This is a genomic window from Methylobacillus flagellatus KT (assembly GCF_000013705.1).
Classification (GTDB): Bacteria; Pseudomonadota; Gammaproteobacteria; order Burkholderiales; family Methylophilaceae; genus Methylobacillus; species Methylobacillus flagellatus.
This window is the reverse complement of sequence record NC_007947.1, coordinates 2,769,406-2,785,889: the sequence shown is the minus strand read 5'-3', so window position 1 is coordinate 2,785,889 and position 16,484 is coordinate 2,769,406. Positions and strand designations below refer to the sequence as shown.

Sequence of the window (16,484 nt, the reverse complement as noted above, 5' to 3'; positions counted from 1 at the left end):
ATTCCAGTCAGTAGATCAGTAGCCCGAGCGAACAGAACAGGCAGACAAACAGGCCCAGGCGGAACAGTGCCCGATACCAGATGAATTGATAGGTGCCTAGCCACAACAGGGCCTTGTCCAGCAGCCAATACAGCATCAATGCGGCCAGGAAAGCCAGCACCAGGGTGGGCATCAAGGCATCGAGAAAGGCGAGTTCTCTAGGCATGGCGCAGCGCTCCGGGTATGGATGAATCCTCCAGCGGCGCGATGGGTGTGAGCACCGAGTCCTTGTCCAGGAGCGCCCCATGGATGAAGTGCAGCATGGTGAGCAATTGCCCATGATTGGGGATGCCTAAGGGAGCCTTGGATTGCAGATATTCGATACTGGCAGCGATCGAGGTGATGGCGCTTCTCCGCAACGTGCTGCTGGGCTGTGCGAACAGCCGGGCCAGTTGCAGCAGGCTTTGGTCGATGGAGCTGCGAATGATGGCGTCGTCAGTGCGGTCTAATTCCAAACGTAGTGCGATGACGGCCTGGCTGATTTCCAGGGTGGACAGCAACCAGTCGACCACCTCCTTGTCCTTGGCATCTGCCACGCGGCGTGCCGATCCCATGCGCAGGAGCAGTTCCCGCGCATGGGCCTCAAGCTTGGCGCGCGCCGGCGGAGGTGTCTGGATGCAGGCATCCCGAATTAGCTCACGCAACGCCTGGGCGACACGGGTGCGGGACCACAGGTCGTTGGTCAGGTCGATGAGACTGTAGAAGAGGCCTGCCAGCATGATGGCGAGCAGATCCGCGATCGCTTCGTTAATGAAATTGACCGGATCGGCGGCAAACACGTTGTTGAAGCCGATGTGCAGGAAGAAGACAATGAAGATGCCCGATCCAATGACGGCGATGGCAGGCCTGGTGGTGAACCAGGCCGCGATCGCGATCGCGGGGCACAATGCCAGCGCTAGCATGACGAAGCCTTGCGCCTGCGTCAGCAGATGGAAGTTGCATATATAAAGCAGTGCCGTGCCAATCACAGCGCCGATGATGAATTGGCGTACCGTCCTGCCGGGCGCCGGCGATGAGGCGAACAGCGTGCTCGCAATGGTGGCGATGGTGATGGCTTCAATGCCTGATCGCAGGTCGCAGGCGATCCAGAGGAAGGACATCACCGCAAACACCAATCCCCCACGTAATCCTGCCAGCAAGGCGGCCAGCGGATCAAAGTGCATGCCCAGTCGCGGGCTGCGCCTGGGTTTGGATATGCCCATTTTTTCTGGTTTACGCATGCTGGCGTAGGTATGAACATAGGCATGCAGCTCCGAGAGTATGCGCAGACTCAGCTCCGCCCCGGTAGCGAAATCCAGCTTCTCATTATCGGTAAGCGTGCTGGGCAGTGACGATCTGACCTCGTTCAGGTGGGTGGGCCATCGCTGCACCAATGCATCGATAGTGAGCGCTACCTGCCTGGCTTCAAGCTCGTCCTGCGCTTCACGCCTGTGGGTCAGCACCGCCGACTGGATCGGGGCAAACAGGACCATCAGGCTGTCTACCACCTGCGGGTGACCGCTTGTATGCAGGCGTCGCATCAATTGTTCGAAAGAGTGAAAACTGGTGCTGACCGCCATGAATTCTGAGTTCAGCATGTTGAGCTGCTCGCGGTAGGCACGGGAGTGGCTACTTTCCATGGATGAGGAGGCATGGAATATTTCCAGTTCGAATATATCGCTCGCCATGCGCAGCGTCGCTGCCTGACCGGCTGGTTCATCCAGCTTCTCGCGGTTCAGACTGCACAGCAGCCGGGAAAAGTCGCGGAAACGCTTGCGCACGGCGTTGCGCAGGAGCTCGCCGACCCCCTGGGGAAACACGAGCGCGCTCACCAGGCTGGCACACGCAAGCCCGACCATGATCTCGGAAAGCCGTGTCATGGCGATATCGAAGGTGTGCCCGGGATTGAGCGTGGCAGGCAGGCCGACGATGCAGATCGTATAGCCTGCCAGGACAAAGGCATAGGACTGGTGGTGCCGAAATACAATGGAGCCAGCCGTGCAGAAACTGATCCATAGCGACAGGTAGACGAGAAAGGGCACGCGTTCCTGCGCGAATAGGGCGACCAGCAGCACGGAGGTGGCAATGCCGACCAGGGTGCCGATCAAGCGGTAGTAGCTTTTGGCCAGCACCATGCTGGTCCTGGTCTGCATGACGATGGCGACAGTCAGCAGCGCGGTGCGTGGCTGCTCCAGCTCGAACCTGAGTGATACCCACATGGCGAGCATGCATGCCAGCAGTACCTTGCCGATATAAATCAGGGTTTGGGCATCCTCGCGCACCCAGTCCCGCAGCATGCCCAGCAGCATGTAGCGCCAGCGCGTGCGGCGCATGAAGGCCAGCCCGGTATTGCCGCGGCTCATTGTGGCTGTCCGGCGCCGCCGCCCAGCGCCTTCATCAGGTCTGCATAGGCGCTGAGCCGGGAAGCTTCGAGATCGACCAGGGCGGCATGTTGTGTGAGCACGTGGTGTTCTGCCTCCAGCACCTGGAGGTAGTTGGCCAACCCGGCCTGGTGATGGGTCAGGGCAAGCTTTCTGGACCGTTGCGCAAGACGCAGGGCATCAAGCAGCTCCGCATGCTGGATTGCGTTGGAGCGCAGTGTAACGAGTTGTGCGCTGATTTCCTGCAGGGACTGCAACAGGATGCTGTTGTATTGCTCGACTGCCAGGTCGTAATCTGCAGTCGTCGCAGCCAAGTTGCCCCGGCGCAGTCCGCCATCGAACAGGGGTAGCGAGAGGGCCGGGCCAACGCCTGCCACCATGCCGCTTTCGGTGAGGATCTTGCCGAAGCCCATGGCTTGCAGGCCCACGAAGCCCAGGAGGTTGATGTTGGGGTAGAACGCGGCCTTGGCGCTGGCGATATTGTGCCGGGCTGCTTCAATCCGCCATTTTGCCGCGACGATATCCGGGCGGCGGCCGACCAGGTTGGCAGGCAGGGCATCGGGCAGGCCGATGTCGGCATCCAGGGAGAGTTTGGGCGGATGCAGGCGTTCGGCATAACCCGGCCCTTCGCCCGCCAAGGCTGCAAGTTGCTGCCGGAGCAGGGTGATGCGCTCGTCGCCAGCTTCCAGTTGCGCCCGCAATGCCGGGATGAGGGATTCCGCCTCGGTGACCTCGATCTCGGTGCCCAGCCCAGCGGCCAGCGCGCGCTTGCGGATGTCCAGCTGCTGGTGCGCAATGTCCAGCCTGTGGTGAGTGATGTCATGCAGCGCATGCGCGCGGGAAAGCGCGATATATTGCATCACCAGGGCAGTGGTCAGGCTGAGCTTGACCTGCTGCGCTTCCGCCGCAGTGGCCTGGGTGCGGTCGAGCGCGCTCTGCCATTGCTGCGCGCGTTGTCCCCAAAGGTCAAGGTCGTAGCCGAGATTGAGAGTGGCTTTGTTGTTCCATTCCGTATGTCCTGCCCACGGGGGCGGGATGAACTGGAGGGAGGTGAAGCGCTCGCGCACCAAGGTGCCGTTGGCGCTGGCTTGCGGGGCGAGCAGGGCGCCAGCGGCCTGGGCCTGTGCTTCGGCAATGGCAGTCCGGCTGCGTGCCGCCCGGATGTCCGGATGCTGCTGCAGGCTGTGGTTCACGAGGGCATCGAGCTGCGGGTCTTGAAAAACCTGCCACCATGCCTCCCCGGGCCAGGGCAGGTCGTGCCGGGCCTCGGAGATGTCGTGGCCTGCTTCGAGTTGGGCGGTGTCTTTAGGTTGTGCGGTGGTGGAAATTCCCGACATGCTCATACATCCAGGCAGCACCGCGATGACAGCAGTGCTGAAAGCCTTGAGGATGTTGCGATGCATGGTGGACTCCCGCCCAGGATAACAATGTAAAAACGGTTTGGTGCGCTTGTGTTACTTGATGATGTCGGCGTTGGCGCCCAGGGTCTGCATGTAGCGAACCACATCCTGGCGTTGCTGCAGGGACAAGGTGGACATCAGGGCGGCAACATTGGTGTAGTACACCGGCATGACCTCGTCGAGCTTTTTGCGCCCTGCCGGTGTCAGCTTGATCTTGAGCTTGCGCCTGTCCTTGCGGTCAGTGAGGCGGGTAACCAGCCCTTCGCTTTCCAGCCCGTCGATGAAGCCAGTCATCGTGGCTTTGGTGACGCCGGCTTTTTCGGCAAGCTCCGACGGGGAGGAACTGAGATTGTCTTCACGCAACAGTAGGACCAGTACCCACCAGCGACCTTGCAGCAGTCCATGCTGCTGCAACATTTTATCCAGTGCATCCGATAGATCGGAGGCGGCACGCAGGATGTTGACGAACTCCCAGATCGCGACGATATCGGCTTCCGGATAATGGCCCGCAAATTTTTTCAGCGACTCTGAGGTCGGCAGTTCTTTAATCAGTAGCATCGTACGGACAGATGATAGTTAGGTACCTTAGAGAGTGTCAATAGCTGACCGGGATAATACCTTAATTTTTTTGTGGGCTTGAGGTGTTTGCCATGGTTGGCTGAGTGGCAGCCGCCAGCAATTGCTGCTTGTAAAGCGACAGGGTGCGAGCGGTCACTTTCGTGTCGCCCATCGCCTTTGCAAGCAGGAGGGCGCCTTCAAGCGTGGCAATATAGAGTTCTGCCCAGGCGGTTTCATCGAATGCTGCAAGATGTTGTTCTTCCTTGACCTGGCTGAGCATGTCAATCAATTGCCCGCGCCAATCCTGGAAATATTCTTGCGATACCTGGAATAGCCGCGGGTTGGTCTCGGCCAGTCCCATGGTGAAGATAGCGAGCATGCAGCCCTGGCTGAACTGCGGGTCCTGGTAGGTGGAAATGGCATCCTCCAGGTAGGCGGCAAGCTGGTCCAGCTTTGTAGGGTAGGCAGATTCCAGGATCTGCCGCTGGCGTGCCAGCGCATCCTGCCAGAACTGCTGCAGTACTGCTTCACCCAGCGCTTCCTTGTTGGGAAAGTGGTGAAAAAACCCGCCCTTGGTGATACCGGCCTGGCCGCAAATCATGTCGATTGACATGGCAGAAAATCCGCGCGCGAAGATCAGATCCCTGGCGATATGCAGGATGCGTTCACGTGTGGAGGCATGGGTCTGGCTGGACATAGGGATATTCCGTGGTCGTCCTCATCTGATGGGTGGGTAGCGCGGCGGAGGCTATTGACAAATCTGTATACCGGCATACCATACCAACTGGTTGGTATTCTATACGATGAAATGGATAAAGCAATGAGGATACACTGGCTGTCGGGAGTATTGTGCGCACTGGGCCTGGCATGTTCCCTGGCTGCCACGGCAGAAGTCACGGACGAGAAATGGCAGAGCATGCAGCGTGACTTGTTTCCCGGAAAGACCCTGCAGCAAAGCGACCTGATCAAGATCACCGCGCCCAGGCGGGCAGAAAGCGGCGCACAGGTGCCGTTTGCGTTTTCCATTGATCATCCCCAGGGGCAGGATAAATACGTGAAGTCGGTGTCGGTGATCGTCGATGCCAACCCGGTACCGCTTGCCGCCGTCTTCCATTTCACCCCGCACAGCGGCAAGGCGGAGCTGGCGACGCGTATTCGCCTGGAGACGGATTCCCTGGTGCATGTGGTGGCCGAGACCAGCGATGGTCAATGGTATGTCAATGCTGCGAAGATCAGGGCGAGCGGCGGGTGCGGCGGCACGATAGACGGGGATGAGAAGGAAGCCCGGCAGAATGCGGGCAAGATGCGCCTGGCGCTGGATAACGAAGCTGCCGAGGGCGACCTGCGCTATGCCAGGCTGCAAATCAAGCACCCGATGTTCACGGGCTTGCAGCGCGACCTGGTATCGCAGGGCTTCCGCCCCGCATTCTATATCAGCAAGATTGACGTACGGTACAATGGCGAGCCGGTGCTGGCCGCGGATACTTACATCGGCATCAGCGAAGACCCCAACCTCCGCCTGCCGTTCACTGCCAAGGGGGATGGCACGCTCACGGTCACTATCCGCGATAATGAAGACAACGAGTTCACCCACAGCCTGGACGTCAGGCTTTAGCACCACTACTTTATCTTGATGGCGGAGTTGCGCTGCGATGATATGGCGCTGCCTTTCACGGGCTGCCCATGGCTGAGTCCTCGGCCAGTGTCGCTTCACTACAGGGCCTTAGCGGTTTTAAGTCGGCCACAATCGCATCATCACCTCATCATTGAAGGAGGAACCATGCCGACATGCATCATCGAACGGGAAATCCCAGGAGCGGGCAGCTTGGGTCGCGATGCCATGCAATCCATTTCTGCTTGGTCATAGCGGCATCCTGATGCGGCTTTTCCTGATCGGCCTGTTGGGAATGGGCTATCTCATGCCGGTGGCGACATCGGCTGGTCCGGCCAGCCATCATATCCGCACACTGGCGGCTTCCTGCGCGGCGTGCCATGGGTATGAGGGTAAGAGCCGTGGCGAGATTCCCAGTCTGGCCGGCATGCCTGCCGGGCGTTTCCTCGACAAGATGCGGCAATACCGCGATATGCAGGATGACGGCAGCGTGATGAACCAGCATGCCAAGGGATTGGAATGGGAAGAAATTGTCGGCTTGGCCGGCTATTTTGCCTGCACCGCTCCCGAGACAGCGACTTGTCGTGAATACCGGCAACAGGCGGGGACGCAATGAAGCGTCGCAGCTTCAACAAGCTGGCATTGGCCGGCCTGCTGCTTCCTGCTTCCTGGCGCAGTTTTGCCTCAGCGGCAGGCGCGCCGCGTGTGGTGGTGGTGGGTGCCGGGTTTGCCGGCGCCACTGTGGCGAAGTATCTGCGCGTGTGGAGCCAAGGCGGTATCGAGGTCATCCTGATCGAGCCGGCCCAGACCTTCGTCTCCTGCCCCGCGAGCAACCTGGTGTTGGGCGGCAGCAGGCAGATGCAGGAAATTTCCCATTCTTACGATCAATTGGTGCAGCACCACGGCGTCCAGATGCGGCAGGCCAGCGTTACTGGCGTCGATGCGCACAGGCGTAGCATCCGGTTGGACGACGGCAGTCATATCGCCTATGACAGGCTGGTGCTGGCGCCGGGGGTCAGTTTCGACTACAGCCACCTCAACGCCCTGGCGGGCATGGATTTGCAGTCGCGTTTCCTGCATGCCTGGAAGGCGGGCCAGCAAACGGTTGCCCTGCGGCAGCAATTGCAGGCCATGCCCGACGGCGGTGTGTTCGTGATCACCGTGCCGGCACTGCCTTATCGTTGCCCGCCAGGCCCTTATGAACGGGCATGCCAGGCGGCCTATTACCTGCAGCGGCACAAGCCGCGCTCCAAGGTGCTGGTGCTGGACGCCAATCCCGCCATCACTTCCAAACGCGCGCTGTTCGAGAAAGCCTGGTCCGAACTTTATCCGGGGCTGGTCGAATATCACGCCTCAAGCGAATTGAAAGACATAGACCCGGGCAAAGGTACACTTGACACCACTTTTGAGCGGATCAAGTTCGACGTGCTGAACCTGATCCCGCCGCAGACCGCGGGCCGGCTGGCCTTGGACAACGGCTTCGGCAATGCGGATGGGCGCTGGTGTGATGTCGATTACGTCACCTACGAATCGCGGAAGGCGCGTCATGTGCACATCCTTGGCGACGCGCTGGATTCCGGCCTGCCGAAATCGGCGCATATCGCGACTTCCGAAGCCAAGGTCTGCGCCAGCGCGATCATTGCCCTCCTGGCCGGTGAGGAACCCGATCCCACGCCGGTGTTTGCCAATACCTGCTATAGCTATGTCAGCGCAGAAGAGGCCATGCACGTGGCCAATGTCTATCGCTATGACGCGAACAGCGGGGAAATGAAGCCGGCGCCGGGGGGCGGCGTGTCACATGCAAGGTCGGTGGAGGAAGCGCGTGAGGCACGCGCCTGGGCCGTGAACATCTGGCACGACGTGCTGGGGTGAATATTCCCACTGCGTTTCTTTCCTAGGCTTCACGGGTGCTGGTGACGATTCGATAGCGCCAGCCCGCCCAGAATGGCGGCGATGCCGATGGCATGGAACAGGTGCAAATGCTCGCCCAGGAATATCACGGACAGCAGGCTGCCGAATACCGGCATGAGGTGGATGAAGAGTCCCGCCCTGGCGGCGCCAGCTTTCTCCACGCCTATCGTGTACAGGGTATAGGCGATGACCGACGGAAAGATGCCGACATACGCCAGCGCCAGCCAGGTTTCCTGGCCCCACCGGGCATGTTGTCCATGCGCCTGTTCCCATATGAAGAGCGGCAGCAGGACAATGACCGCCACCATGATTTGCGCGCCCATCAAGCCCAGGCGGTGGATGCTCGCGGGCAGGTCGCGCAACCAGAGCGTATAAAGCGCCCAACAGATCATGGCCGTGAAAATCACCAGGTCGCCGCTGGAGAACGCCAGGCTGAGCAGGCGTTCCCATTCGCCGTGCAGAATGATGGTCAACACGCCGAAAAATGACAGTGCCAGGCCCAGAAGCTGCAAAGAGTGCAGGCGCAGGCGGTAGAACATGGCGCCAAACAACAGGATCAGGATCGGGATGCATGAGTTCAGCAAAATACCGTTGGTGGCAGTGGTGTGGTGCAGGCCACTATAGACCAAGGTGTTGAACGCAGCGACGCCCACCACGGAAACCGCCAGCAGGCGCCAGCGGTATTGCCAGTACAGCGGCAGGTCGCGGCGCATGGTGGGCCAGGCAAACGGCAATATGCAGAGCAGGGCGATCACCCAGCGGCCCAGTGACAGGGTGAACGGCGGGATATCCGTGTGCACTGCGCGTCCCACAACGAAATTCCCCGCCCAGAACAATGGTGGCAAGATCAGGATCAGGTAAAGCGTGAACGGTGATACGGCAGGTTTTTGCATGAGACGCATAGTATAAGCGAGCTTGTGATGAACGATGCTGCAGGACTTGCCGAGCAAGCGTGTCATCGGCTGATCGTCAGACACCATGCCGCCCCATGCGTCCGCATCCCGCGACGATGCGGACATGTGATGCAGTGCAGGTGTTTTTGTCCGGCTGGCGAAGCAGTGCTGGCGGGTTATGCGGGATCACTGAACCAGGGTCGCAGCTCAGCCTGTGCCATATCGATCAAGGCAAGAAGCTTGGGCGGCATGAAGCGCTGGCGTGGGTAAACCAGGTGCACGGGGTCTGCCTGTGCCTGCCATTGCGGCAATACGCGTTCAAGGCTGCCGATGGCCAGTTCGGTCTTGCAGATATAGGTAGGCAGCAATGCAACGCCTTGTCCGTTCAGTGCCATGTTGCGTACGATGCCGATGCTGTTGGCCATGGTGCTGCCCGTGAGCGGGATGGTCATGATGTCTTCCCCACGCCTGAGTGTCCAGCCATCGCGACCCATGGGGCTGAATTGCAGGCAGCGGTGCTGGTTGAGGTCTTGGGGTTGCTGTAGCCGTGGCGAGGAAGCAAGGTATGCGCGGCTGGCGAACATGGCCCAGCGTGCCATGCCCAGCGGTTTGGCGATCAGGGAGGAGTCGCGGAGCTCCCCGGTGCGAATCGCGGCGTCGATGCCTTCCGCGACCAGGTCCATGTAACGATCGGTCAATATCAGCTCCACCTCCAGCGCGGGGTGCTGCTGTTGCAGCCGTTGCACGAGACCGGCCAGCAAGCTGTCCCCCAGGTCTGCAGGCGCGGTGACTCTCAACCTGCCTTGTGGCTTCTGCCGGGCCGCGTCCAGCGCTGCCTCCGCCTCAAGTAGATATCCCAGGCCAATCGACGCATGAGCGAAATAGGCCCTGCCGGCCTCCGTCAGGTTGAGGCGGCGGGTTGTACGTTGCAGCAGCGTCACGCCCAGCCGTTGCTCCAGTCGCGCGACGCGTGTGCTTACCGTGGAAGTCGGTAGCTGCAATTGCCGTGCTGCGGCACTGAAACTGCCGGCCTGCACTACCTTGACGAATACGGCAGCCTCGTTGAAATCCACAATTGTTCCATATATTGAAAAGTAATTTCATATTTAACCATCTAGTGCCATAAAAGTCTTCTCTTTATAGTGGACCCATCGACATTCACTTCAGGAGAAATAGCATGAAGAAGCTGGCATTCATCAAGCGAAGCAATGGCCGCCACTGGGTTGGCGATGGTTTTCCCGTGCAGAACATCTTTTCCTACCGCGACATCCATGAGGAAATGTCCCCGTTCCTGCTCATGGATTACGCCGGCCCGGCGCATTTCGATCCGACCGACAAGCGCCGCGGCGTCGGGCAGCATCCGCACCGCGGATTCGAGACGGTCACCATCGTCTACGCAGGCCAGGTTTCGCACCATGACTCCACTGATGCTGGCGGCACCATCGGCCCGGGCGACGTGCAATGGATGACGGCTGGTTCCGGCATCGTGCACGAGGAATACCACGGTGACGATTATGCCCGGACTGGCGGCGCGTTCGAGATGATCCAGTTATGGGTCAATCTGCCTGCCAAGGACAAAATGACCAAACCTGGCTATCAGGGCATTAGCAGCGCACAGGTTCCCGAAGTGGATTTACCTGCCCAGGCGGGCAAGGTGCGCGTGATCGCGGGTGAATTTGACGGACGAACAGGTCCGGCCAGCACCTTCAGCCCGATGAATGTATGGGACGTTCGCCTCAATGCCGGCGCCACGACAAAATTCATTTTGCCCGAGGGGTATACCACTGCCATCTTCGTGCTGAATGGAGCGGTAGGCATAGGGGATGTACATACCATTCGTCCTACCGAGCTTGCCGTGATGCAGCGCGAAGGCAGCGAGCTGGTATTGGAAGCGCGGCAGGACACGGTCTTGCTGCTGTTGAACGGGGCGCCACTGAATGAACCGGTGGTCGGCCATGGCCCCTTCGTCATGAATTCCTGGGAGGAAATCGACCAGGCGATTGCTGACTACAACAATGGCCGTTTTGTGACTACATAAGTTTGAGAAGCCTGAAACATCAACATCATCCATGACAAGGAGAAACCCATGACTAAGCCCTATGTACGCCTGGACCGCGATCACGCTGCCGTATTGCTGGTGGATCACCAGGCCGGATTATTGTCCCTGGTGCGCGACATTGATCCGGACAAGTTCAAGAACAATGTGCTGGCACTGGCGGATGCGGCCAAGTATTTCAATTTGCCTACCATCCTCACCACCAGTTTCGAGACTGGTCCCAACGGCCCACTGGTGCCGGAGTTGAAGGCGCTGTTCCCGGATGCGCCGTATATCGCGCGTCCGGGCCAGATCAATGCCTGGGATAACGAGGATTTCGTCAAGGCGGTCAAGGCGACGGGCAAGAAGCAATTGATCATCGCTGGCGTGGTGACGGAAGTGTGCGTGGCGTTTCCTGCCCTGTCGGCCCTGGAGGAAGGCTATGAAGTCTTCGTGATCACCGACGCATCCGGCACCTTCAACGCCATGACGCGCGATGCTGCCTGGGAGCGCATGGTGGCGGCAGGCGCGCAATTGATGACCTGGTTCGGCGCGGCCTGCGAGCTGCATCGCGACTGGCGCCGCGACATCGAAGGCCTGGGTGCGCTGTTTTCCAACCACATTCCCGATTACCGCAACCTGATCACTGCCTACGATACCTTGACAACCAAATAGGCGGAAACGAAATGGTTCCCCGGCTGCCGGGTATGGCGCCGGGGATCAGGGCCGTAGCGGCTGCCACCGGCTCATGCTGGACAGTTTGCATAAGCGGTTGATTGATATTAGGCTAGTCGAATTAGCCCAACCAATCTGCAGCCCAGCTTTTTTACGTAATCAGGAGCTTTCATCATGCAACCTGTCGTCCGATCCATGCTGTTCATAACGCTGCTTTTCAATATGTTGCCGACCGTATTTGCCGAGACGCCCGCCAAGCCGGTGGCGGAACAATTGGTGGACACCCTGACCGAGCTTGCCGGGGGGCCGCATCCCGGGTTTCGCTCCAACCATGCCAAGGGCATCGTCGTGGAAGGCCATTTCACCCCTGCGGCCAGTGCTGCGGAGGTGACCAAGGCCGAGATATTCACCGCGCCGCACCCGGTCGTGGTGCGTTATTCCAACGCCACTGGCGTGCCCAATAGCGCGGATAACGACGGCAGCGCCTTTCCCAAGGGAATCGCCATTCGCTTCCAGCTGGCGGACGAGGCCAGTGCGGACCTGGTATGCATCTCGGTCAACGGCTTTCCTGCGGTTACCCCGGAAGAGTTCCTGGGCTTGCTGCAGGCCGTCGCGGCTTCGCGCGATAGCCAGGCGCAGCCCAAGCCGATCGAGGCTTTTCTCGGCCAGCATCCCGCTGCGCTCAGGTTCGTGATGACACCCAAGCCAGTGCCTGAAAGCTTCGCCACCCAGCCTTTCTTCGGCGTGAACGCGTTCAAGTTTACCAACGCCCAGGGAGAAACGCGCTACGGGCGCTATCGCATCGAGCCAGTCGGTGGCGCTAAATTCCTGAATGCCGACGCTGCCAAGGCAGTGGATGCGGACTACCTGATGCACGAACTGCCCGGTCGCCTGCAACAGGCGGCGTACAGCTACCGCATCTCCGTGCAGCTGGCCGATCCCGGCGACGAGGTGAACGATGCCACGTCGGTTTGGCCGGACAGCCGCCAGATCGTGGAACTGGGCACGTTGACGATCGACCGTTTCCGCACCGATGGTGCGGCATTCGAGAAAACCATGATGTTCAGCCCGCTCAACCTGGTGGACGGCATTGAGGCTAGCGACGACCCTATCCTGCATGCCCGCCCTGTGACCTACAGCATCAGCTTCAACCGCCGCTTGCAGTCACATTGATTGACGATGTGAAAAAACTGGACCGGGGTTCGTGAAGTGAACCCCGCTCCAGTTTTAGTTGCGTTCTCCTGCTGTCTCGTGAACAGGCGCTAAGAGGCTAGGGCCTTCAGGCGCGCAAGGTTTTCGCTGCCGCCACCATATTGGTGAGCGCGGGGATGACCTCGGCCCATTGGCGGGTCTTCAAGCCGCAGTCGGGATTCACCCACAGGCGCTCGGCGGGAATGCGCTCGGCCGCCTTTTCCATCAGTTGCACGATATGCTCCAGCGTCGGGATATTGGGCGAGTGGATGTCGTAGACGCCGGGCCCGATCTGGTTTGGATACTTGAAATCGTCGAACGCATCCAGCAGCTCCATGTCCGAGCGCGAAGTCTCGATGGTGATGACGTCGGCATCCATGTCCGCGATCGAGGCAATGATGTCGTTGAACTCGGAATAGCACATATGGGTATGGATCTGGGTGTCGTCTTCCACGCCGTTGGCCGTGATGCGGAACGATTCCACCGCCCAGCCGAGGTATTCCTTCCACTGGGATTTGCGCAGCGGCAGTCCCTCGCGCAATGCGGCTTCGTCGATCTGGATCACGTGGATGCCGGCTTTTTCCAGGTCCAGCACTTCCGCGCGGATGGCCAGCGCCAGCTGGTAGCAGCTGACGGAGCGCGGCTGATCATCGCGCACGAAGGACCAGTTGAGCATGGTCACCGGGCCGGTGAGCATGCCCTTCATCGGCTTGCTGGTCAGCGATTGCGCATACTTGATCCATTCCACGGTCATTGGCTGCGGGCGGCTGATGTCGCCGAACAGGATGGGCGGCTTCACGCAGCGCGAACCGTAGGACTGTACCCAGCCAAACTGGCTGAACGCATAGCCTTCCAATTGCTCGCCGAAGTACTCCACCATGTCGTTGCGCTCGGCTTCGCCGTGCACGAGCACGTCCAGACCCAGCTTTTCCTGCTCGTGCACGCTGCGTTCGATCTCCTTTCGCATCGCCGCCTTGTAGTCCACCTCGTCCAGGCGACCAGCCTTGAATGCGCTACGGGCATGGCGGATGTCGGCGGTTTGCGGGAAGGAGCCGATGGTAGTAGTCGGGTACAAGGGCAGCTTGAGAGATGCGGCCTGCCTGGCCGCACGCTGGGCATAAGGGCTCTTGCGCTGCCCGAGCTTGGCATCCAGCTCTCCGAGGGCGGCCTTGACTGCAGGGTTGTGCACGCGCTTTGAGTGGCGCCGCGCGTCGATGGCGGCCTGGTTGGCATCCAACGCCGCCTTGACCGAGTCACGACCATTGCGCAGGGCTGCCGCCAGCAGCTTGAGCTCATCCAGTTTTTGCACTGCAAACGCCAGCCAGGATTTCACCTCCGCATCCAGGCGCTGTTCGCTCTCGAGATCCACTGGTACGTGCAGCAGCGAGCACGAAGGCGCAATCCACAGGCGCTCGCCCAGTTGCTGCGCCAATGGCTCGATCCAGTCCAGCACGGCATTGAGGTCGGTCTTCCAGATGTTGCGGCCGTTGATCACGCCCAGGGACAATACCTTGTCCGCGGAAAGCAGTTTCAGCAGCGGGGCGACATCGTCACGGCCGTTGATCGCGTCGACATGCACGCCGGCAACCGGCAGGCTGGCCAGTAGTGCGCGGTTTTCCCGCAATTGGCCGAAATAGGTCGCCAGCAGCAGCTTGACATTGACGCGCTTGAAATAGTTGTAGGCAGTCTCGACAGCCTCCTGCCAGGCGTCGTCGAGCTCGGTGACGAGGATGGGCTCGTCGACCTGAACCCATTCCACGCCTTGTGCCGCAAGTGCTTGCAGCAATTCCGCATAGACGGGCAGTAGCCTGCTCAACAGGTCGAGCTTGTCGGTATTGTCCTTGGCCTTGCCGATCGCCAGGTAGGTGACCGGGCCGATGATGACCGGCTTGGCATTGACGCCTTGCGCCTTGGCTTCGGCTACTTGCGCCAGCAGCTGGGCGGCATCCAGCGTGAATGCGGTATGGGCATCGAATTCCGGCACGATGTAATGGTAGTTGGTATCGAACCACTTGGTCATTTCGCCTGCCGCGACGCCAGCGCAGCAAGCGGCATATTCCTCGGCGGATTGGGCGGAGCGGCCTCGCGCGACGCGGAAATAATTGTCCAGCGGGTCGCCGCGGAAATCCCGGAAGCGCTCCGGCAGATTGCCCAGGATGAAACTCATGTCGAGCACTTGGTCATAGAACGAGAAATCGCCTACAGGCACGCAATCCAGATCAGACTGAATTTCCCAATGGCGCTGGCGCAACGTGGCACCCAGCGCCTTTAGCGCGTCACGGGAGGATTCGCCTTTCCAGTAAGATTCCAGTGCGAACTTCAATTCGCGCCTGGCGCCAATACGCGGAAAGCCAAGGTTATGAGTGGTCGCCATATGCATTATTCTCATCAGGATTAAGATGGCAGCATGGTAGCGCAGTGTATTCATGATTAAAAATGGTATTATTTCAATATTCCATGAATTAAATTCATCATTATGCTGGATAGGATCCATCTCACCATCATTCGGGAAGTCGAGCGGCAAGGTTCGCTGACCGCAGCCGCCAATCGATTGCACCTGACGCAATCCGCGTTGAGCCACAGCATGAAAAAGCTGGAGCAGCAGCTTGGCACGCAGATATGGTTGCGCGAGGGGCGCAGCCTGCGCTTGACGCAGGCCGGGCAATACCTGCTGGCCGTAGCCAACCGCGTGTTGCCACAACTGTCCTTGGCGGAAGAGCGCCTGCGCCAGTTCGCCCAAGGCGAGCGCGGCACCTTGCGCATCGGCATGGAATGCCACCCCTGCTATCAATGGCTACTCAAGGTGGTGGCGCCCTACCTGGCGGCTTGGCCGGACGTGGACGTGGATGTGAGGCAGAAATTCCAGTTCGGCGGCATCGGTGCACTGTTCGGTTACGAGATCGATATGCTGGTGACGCCGGATCCGCTGTACAAGCCCGGCCTGCATTTCCAGCCCGTGTTTGATTACGAGCAGGTGCTGGTGGTGGGGCCGGGGCACCGGTTGCGTAACGCCACGTCTGTGCTGCCGGAACAATTGGCGGAGGAAACCTTGATCACCTATCCGGTGGAGGTCGACAGGCTGGATATCTATACCCAGTTCATGATGCCAGCGGGCATCAGCCCCAAGCGCCACAAGCCGATCGAAACGACCGACATCATGCTGCAGATGGTAGCGAGCGGGCGCGGGGTGGCGGCGTTGCCGCGCTGGCTGGTCAATGAATACCAGGACAAGTTCGACGTGACGCCGCTGCGCCTGGGCAAGAACGGCATCGCCAAGCAGATTTTCCTCGGCATCCGCGAGGGCGAGATGCATATCGACTATATCAAGGCCTTCGTCGAGCTGGCGCAGCGGCAAGCGCAGTGAGCTGCAGCCAAATCCATGTCTGTAGGGCCGTGGAAAAGTTGTGCCTGATGGAAAGCGCGCTTTATAATCGCACCATGCTCCGCTGTATCGTCCTGATAACCATGCTGTTGATTCTGCCGCTCCAGATGTCCTGGGCGATGGCAGGGGCTTACTGCGGGCACGAGCTTGGCGCTGACGCGCAGCACTTCGGTCACCACGATCATGAGCATCATGATGCGCTGCCTGATTTCTCGCCTGCAGCGGGCGACAATGATTGTGGGTATCATCAGCAGGCCTCGCCCCAGTGGTTGCCAAGCATCAATCTGATGTCGGTCTTCTTTCCTGCCGATCAGCATGTGTTATCGCGCACCTTGTCCCAGGTGCCGGACTCTCCCCAGGCGCGCCCAGAGCGCCCCAACTGGCATCACGCTGCCTGAACGGCGAGTGGTGCCTGCTTCCAGCTTTTT

General features: G+C 59.9%; 16 protein-coding genes. 8 read left to right on the top strand and 8 right to left on the bottom strand.

All coding sequences use genetic code 11. The features are described from left to right. Positions 1–7: 7 nt before the first annotated feature. The 5 genes from MFLA_RS13170 to MFLA_RS13150 all read right to left on the bottom strand — a co-directional run bounded on the left by MFLA_RS13170 (position 8) and on the right by MFLA_RS13150 (position 5,054). Positions 8–205, bottom strand: coding sequence for a DUF1656 domain-containing protein (locus MFLA_RS13170; protein WP_011480802.1), 198 nt, complete (start codon positions 203–205; stop codon positions 8–10). Then, positions 198–2,381 carry an FUSC family protein gene (locus MFLA_RS13165; protein ID WP_011480801.1) on the bottom strand — a complete coding sequence of 728 codons (2,184 nt, stop codon included), beginning with the start codon at positions 2,379–2,381 and terminating at the stop codon, positions 198–200. The genes MFLA_RS13170 and MFLA_RS13165 overlap by 8 nt, the downstream gene beginning before the upstream one ends. Then, positions 2,378–3,802, bottom strand: coding sequence for an efflux transporter outer membrane subunit (locus tag MFLA_RS13160; RefSeq protein WP_011480800.1), 1,425 nt, complete (start codon positions 3,800–3,802; stop codon positions 2,378–2,380). Before MFLA_RS13160 ends, MFLA_RS13165 begins: the two co-directional genes overlap by 4 nt. A gap of 51 nt (positions 3,803–3,853) precedes the next feature. Beyond that, positions 3,854–4,357 carry a MarR family winged helix-turn-helix transcriptional regulator gene (locus MFLA_RS13155; RefSeq protein WP_011480799.1) on the bottom strand — a complete coding sequence of 168 codons (504 nt, stop codon included), beginning with the start codon at positions 4,355–4,357 and terminating at the stop codon, positions 3,854–3,856. 61 nt (positions 4,358–4,418) lie between these two features. Next, positions 4,419–5,054 (bottom strand): TetR/AcrR family transcriptional regulator, encoded by a 636-nt coding sequence (locus MFLA_RS13150; protein ID WP_011480798.1) that lies wholly within the window; start codon positions 5,052–5,054, stop codon positions 4,419–4,421. A 123-nt stretch (positions 5,055–5,177) separates the two neighbouring features. Here MFLA_RS13150 and MFLA_RS13145 point away from each other — a divergent pair, with 123 nt between their 5' ends. From MFLA_RS13145 to MFLA_RS13135, 3 genes are all read left to right on the top strand, one after another. Then, the gene (locus MFLA_RS13145) at positions 5,178–5,972 is read left to right on the top strand and encodes a quinoprotein dehydrogenase-associated SoxYZ-like carrier (protein WP_011480797.1); all 795 of its coding nucleotides are present in this window, start codon (positions 5,178–5,180) and stop codon (positions 5,970–5,972) included. Between the two features lie 220 nt (positions 5,973–6,192). Further along, positions 6,193–6,585, top strand: coding sequence for a c-type cytochrome (locus MFLA_RS13140; protein WP_011480796.1), 393 nt, complete (start codon positions 6,193–6,195; stop codon positions 6,583–6,585). Then, complete coding sequence (locus tag MFLA_RS13135; protein WP_011480795.1) at positions 6,582–7,841, top strand: NAD(P)/FAD-dependent oxidoreductase; 1,260 nt, start codon at positions 6,582–6,584, stop codon at positions 7,839–7,841. Before MFLA_RS13140 ends, MFLA_RS13135 begins: the two co-directional genes overlap by 4 nt. 29 nt (positions 7,842–7,870) lie before the next feature. Here the strand turns inward: MFLA_RS13135 and MFLA_RS13130 are convergent, their stop codons facing one another. Both MFLA_RS13130 and MFLA_RS13125 read right to left on the bottom strand, forming a co-directional pair. Then, positions 7,871–8,899 carry a DMT family transporter gene (locus tag MFLA_RS13130; RefSeq protein ID WP_229407065.1) on the bottom strand — a complete coding sequence of 343 codons (1,029 nt, stop codon included), beginning with the start codon at positions 8,897–8,899 and terminating at the stop codon, positions 7,871–7,873. Between the two features lie 50 nt (positions 8,900–8,949). Further along, complete coding sequence (locus MFLA_RS13125) at positions 8,950–9,846, bottom strand: LysR family transcriptional regulator (RefSeq protein ID WP_011480793.1); 897 nt, start codon at positions 9,844–9,846, stop codon at positions 8,950–8,952. 104 nt (positions 9,847–9,950) lie between these two features. Here MFLA_RS13125 and MFLA_RS13120 point away from each other — a divergent pair, with 104 nt between their 5' ends. From MFLA_RS13120 to MFLA_RS13110, 3 genes are all read left to right on the top strand, one after another. Then, the gene (locus MFLA_RS13120; RefSeq protein WP_011480792.1) at positions 9,951–10,811 is read left to right on the top strand and encodes a pirin family protein; all 861 of its coding nucleotides are present in this window, start codon (positions 9,951–9,953) and stop codon (positions 10,809–10,811) included. Positions 10,812–10,859: 48 nt separating this feature from the next. After that, on the top strand, positions 10,860–11,483 hold the full coding sequence (gene ycaC, locus MFLA_RS13115) for an isochorismate family cysteine hydrolase YcaC (protein ID WP_011480791.1): 624 nt from the start codon (positions 10,860–10,862) through the stop codon (positions 11,481–11,483). Between the two features lie 174 nt (positions 11,484–11,657). Continuing rightward, positions 11,658–12,656, top strand: coding sequence for a catalase family peroxidase (locus MFLA_RS13110; RefSeq protein ID WP_011480790.1), 999 nt, complete (start codon positions 11,658–11,660; stop codon positions 12,654–12,656). Positions 12,657–12,762: 106 nt separating this feature from the next. Here MFLA_RS13110 and metE read toward each other — a convergent pair whose 3' ends face one another. Beyond that, positions 12,763–15,048, bottom strand: a complete 2,286-nt coding sequence (gene metE / locus MFLA_RS13105) for a 5-methyltetrahydropteroyltriglutamate--homocysteine S-methyltransferase (RefSeq protein ID WP_048812006.1) — start codon at positions 15,046–15,048, stop codon at positions 12,763–12,765. Positions 15,049–15,150: 102 nt separating this feature from the next. On the opposite strand from metE, the gene MFLA_RS13100 reads away from it, so the two are divergent. Next, positions 15,151–16,038 carry a LysR family transcriptional regulator gene (locus MFLA_RS13100; RefSeq protein ID WP_011480788.1) on the top strand — a complete coding sequence of 296 codons (888 nt, stop codon included), beginning with the start codon at positions 15,151–15,153 and terminating at the stop codon, positions 16,036–16,038. Positions 16,039–16,139: 101 nt separating this feature from the next. Then, positions 16,140–16,454: a hypothetical protein gene (locus MFLA_RS13095; RefSeq protein ID WP_195742014.1), complete on the top strand. Its 315-nt coding sequence runs from the start codon at positions 16,140–16,142 to the stop codon at positions 16,452–16,454. Positions 16,455–16,484: the final 30 nt, after the last annotated feature.

Coding starts and splice junctions, on each gene's coding strand:
- MFLA_RS13095 (WP_195742014.1), top strand. CDS start 16,140: ATGCTGTTGATTCTGCCGCTCCAGATGTCCTGGGCGATGGCAGGGGCT.
- metE (WP_048812006.1), bottom strand. CDS start 15,048: ATGGCGACCACTCATAACCTTGGCTTTCCGCGTATTGGCGCCAGGCGC.
- MFLA_RS13100 (WP_011480788.1), top strand. CDS start 15,151: ATGCTGGATAGGATCCATCTCACCATCATTCGGGAAGTCGAGCGGCAA.
- MFLA_RS13155 (WP_011480799.1), bottom strand. CDS start 4,357: ATGCTACTGATTAAAGAACTGCCGACCTCAGAGTCGCTGAAAAAATTT.
- MFLA_RS13160 (WP_011480800.1), bottom strand. CDS start 3,802: ATGCATCGCAACATCCTCAAGGCTTTCAGCACTGCTGTCATCGCGGTG.
- MFLA_RS13165 (WP_011480801.1), bottom strand. CDS start 2,381: ATGAGCCGCGGCAATACCGGGCTGGCCTTCATGCGCCGCACGCGCTGG.
- MFLA_RS13140 (WP_011480796.1), top strand. CDS start 6,193: ATGCCATGCAATCCATTTCTGCTTGGTCATAGCGGCATCCTGATGCGG.
- MFLA_RS13110 (WP_011480790.1), top strand. CDS start 11,658: ATGCAACCTGTCGTCCGATCCATGCTGTTCATAACGCTGCTTTTCAAT.
- MFLA_RS13150 (WP_011480798.1), bottom strand. CDS start 5,054: ATGTCCAGCCAGACCCATGCCTCCACACGTGAACGCATCCTGCATATC.
- MFLA_RS13145 (WP_011480797.1), top strand. CDS start 5,178: ATGAGGATACACTGGCTGTCGGGAGTATTGTGCGCACTGGGCCTGGCA.
- MFLA_RS13170 (WP_011480802.1), bottom strand. CDS start 205: ATGCCTAGAGAACTCGCCTTTCTCGATGCCTTGATGCCCACCCTGGTG.
- ycaC (WP_011480791.1), top strand. CDS start 10,860: ATGACTAAGCCCTATGTACGCCTGGACCGCGATCACGCTGCCGTATTG.
- MFLA_RS13135 (WP_011480795.1), top strand. CDS start 6,582: ATGAAGCGTCGCAGCTTCAACAAGCTGGCATTGGCCGGCCTGCTGCTT.
- MFLA_RS13120 (WP_011480792.1), top strand. CDS start 9,951: ATGAAGAAGCTGGCATTCATCAAGCGAAGCAATGGCCGCCACTGGGTT.
- MFLA_RS13130 (WP_229407065.1), bottom strand. CDS start 8,899: ATGTCCGCATCGTCGCGGGATGCGGACGCATGGGGCGGCATGGTGTCT.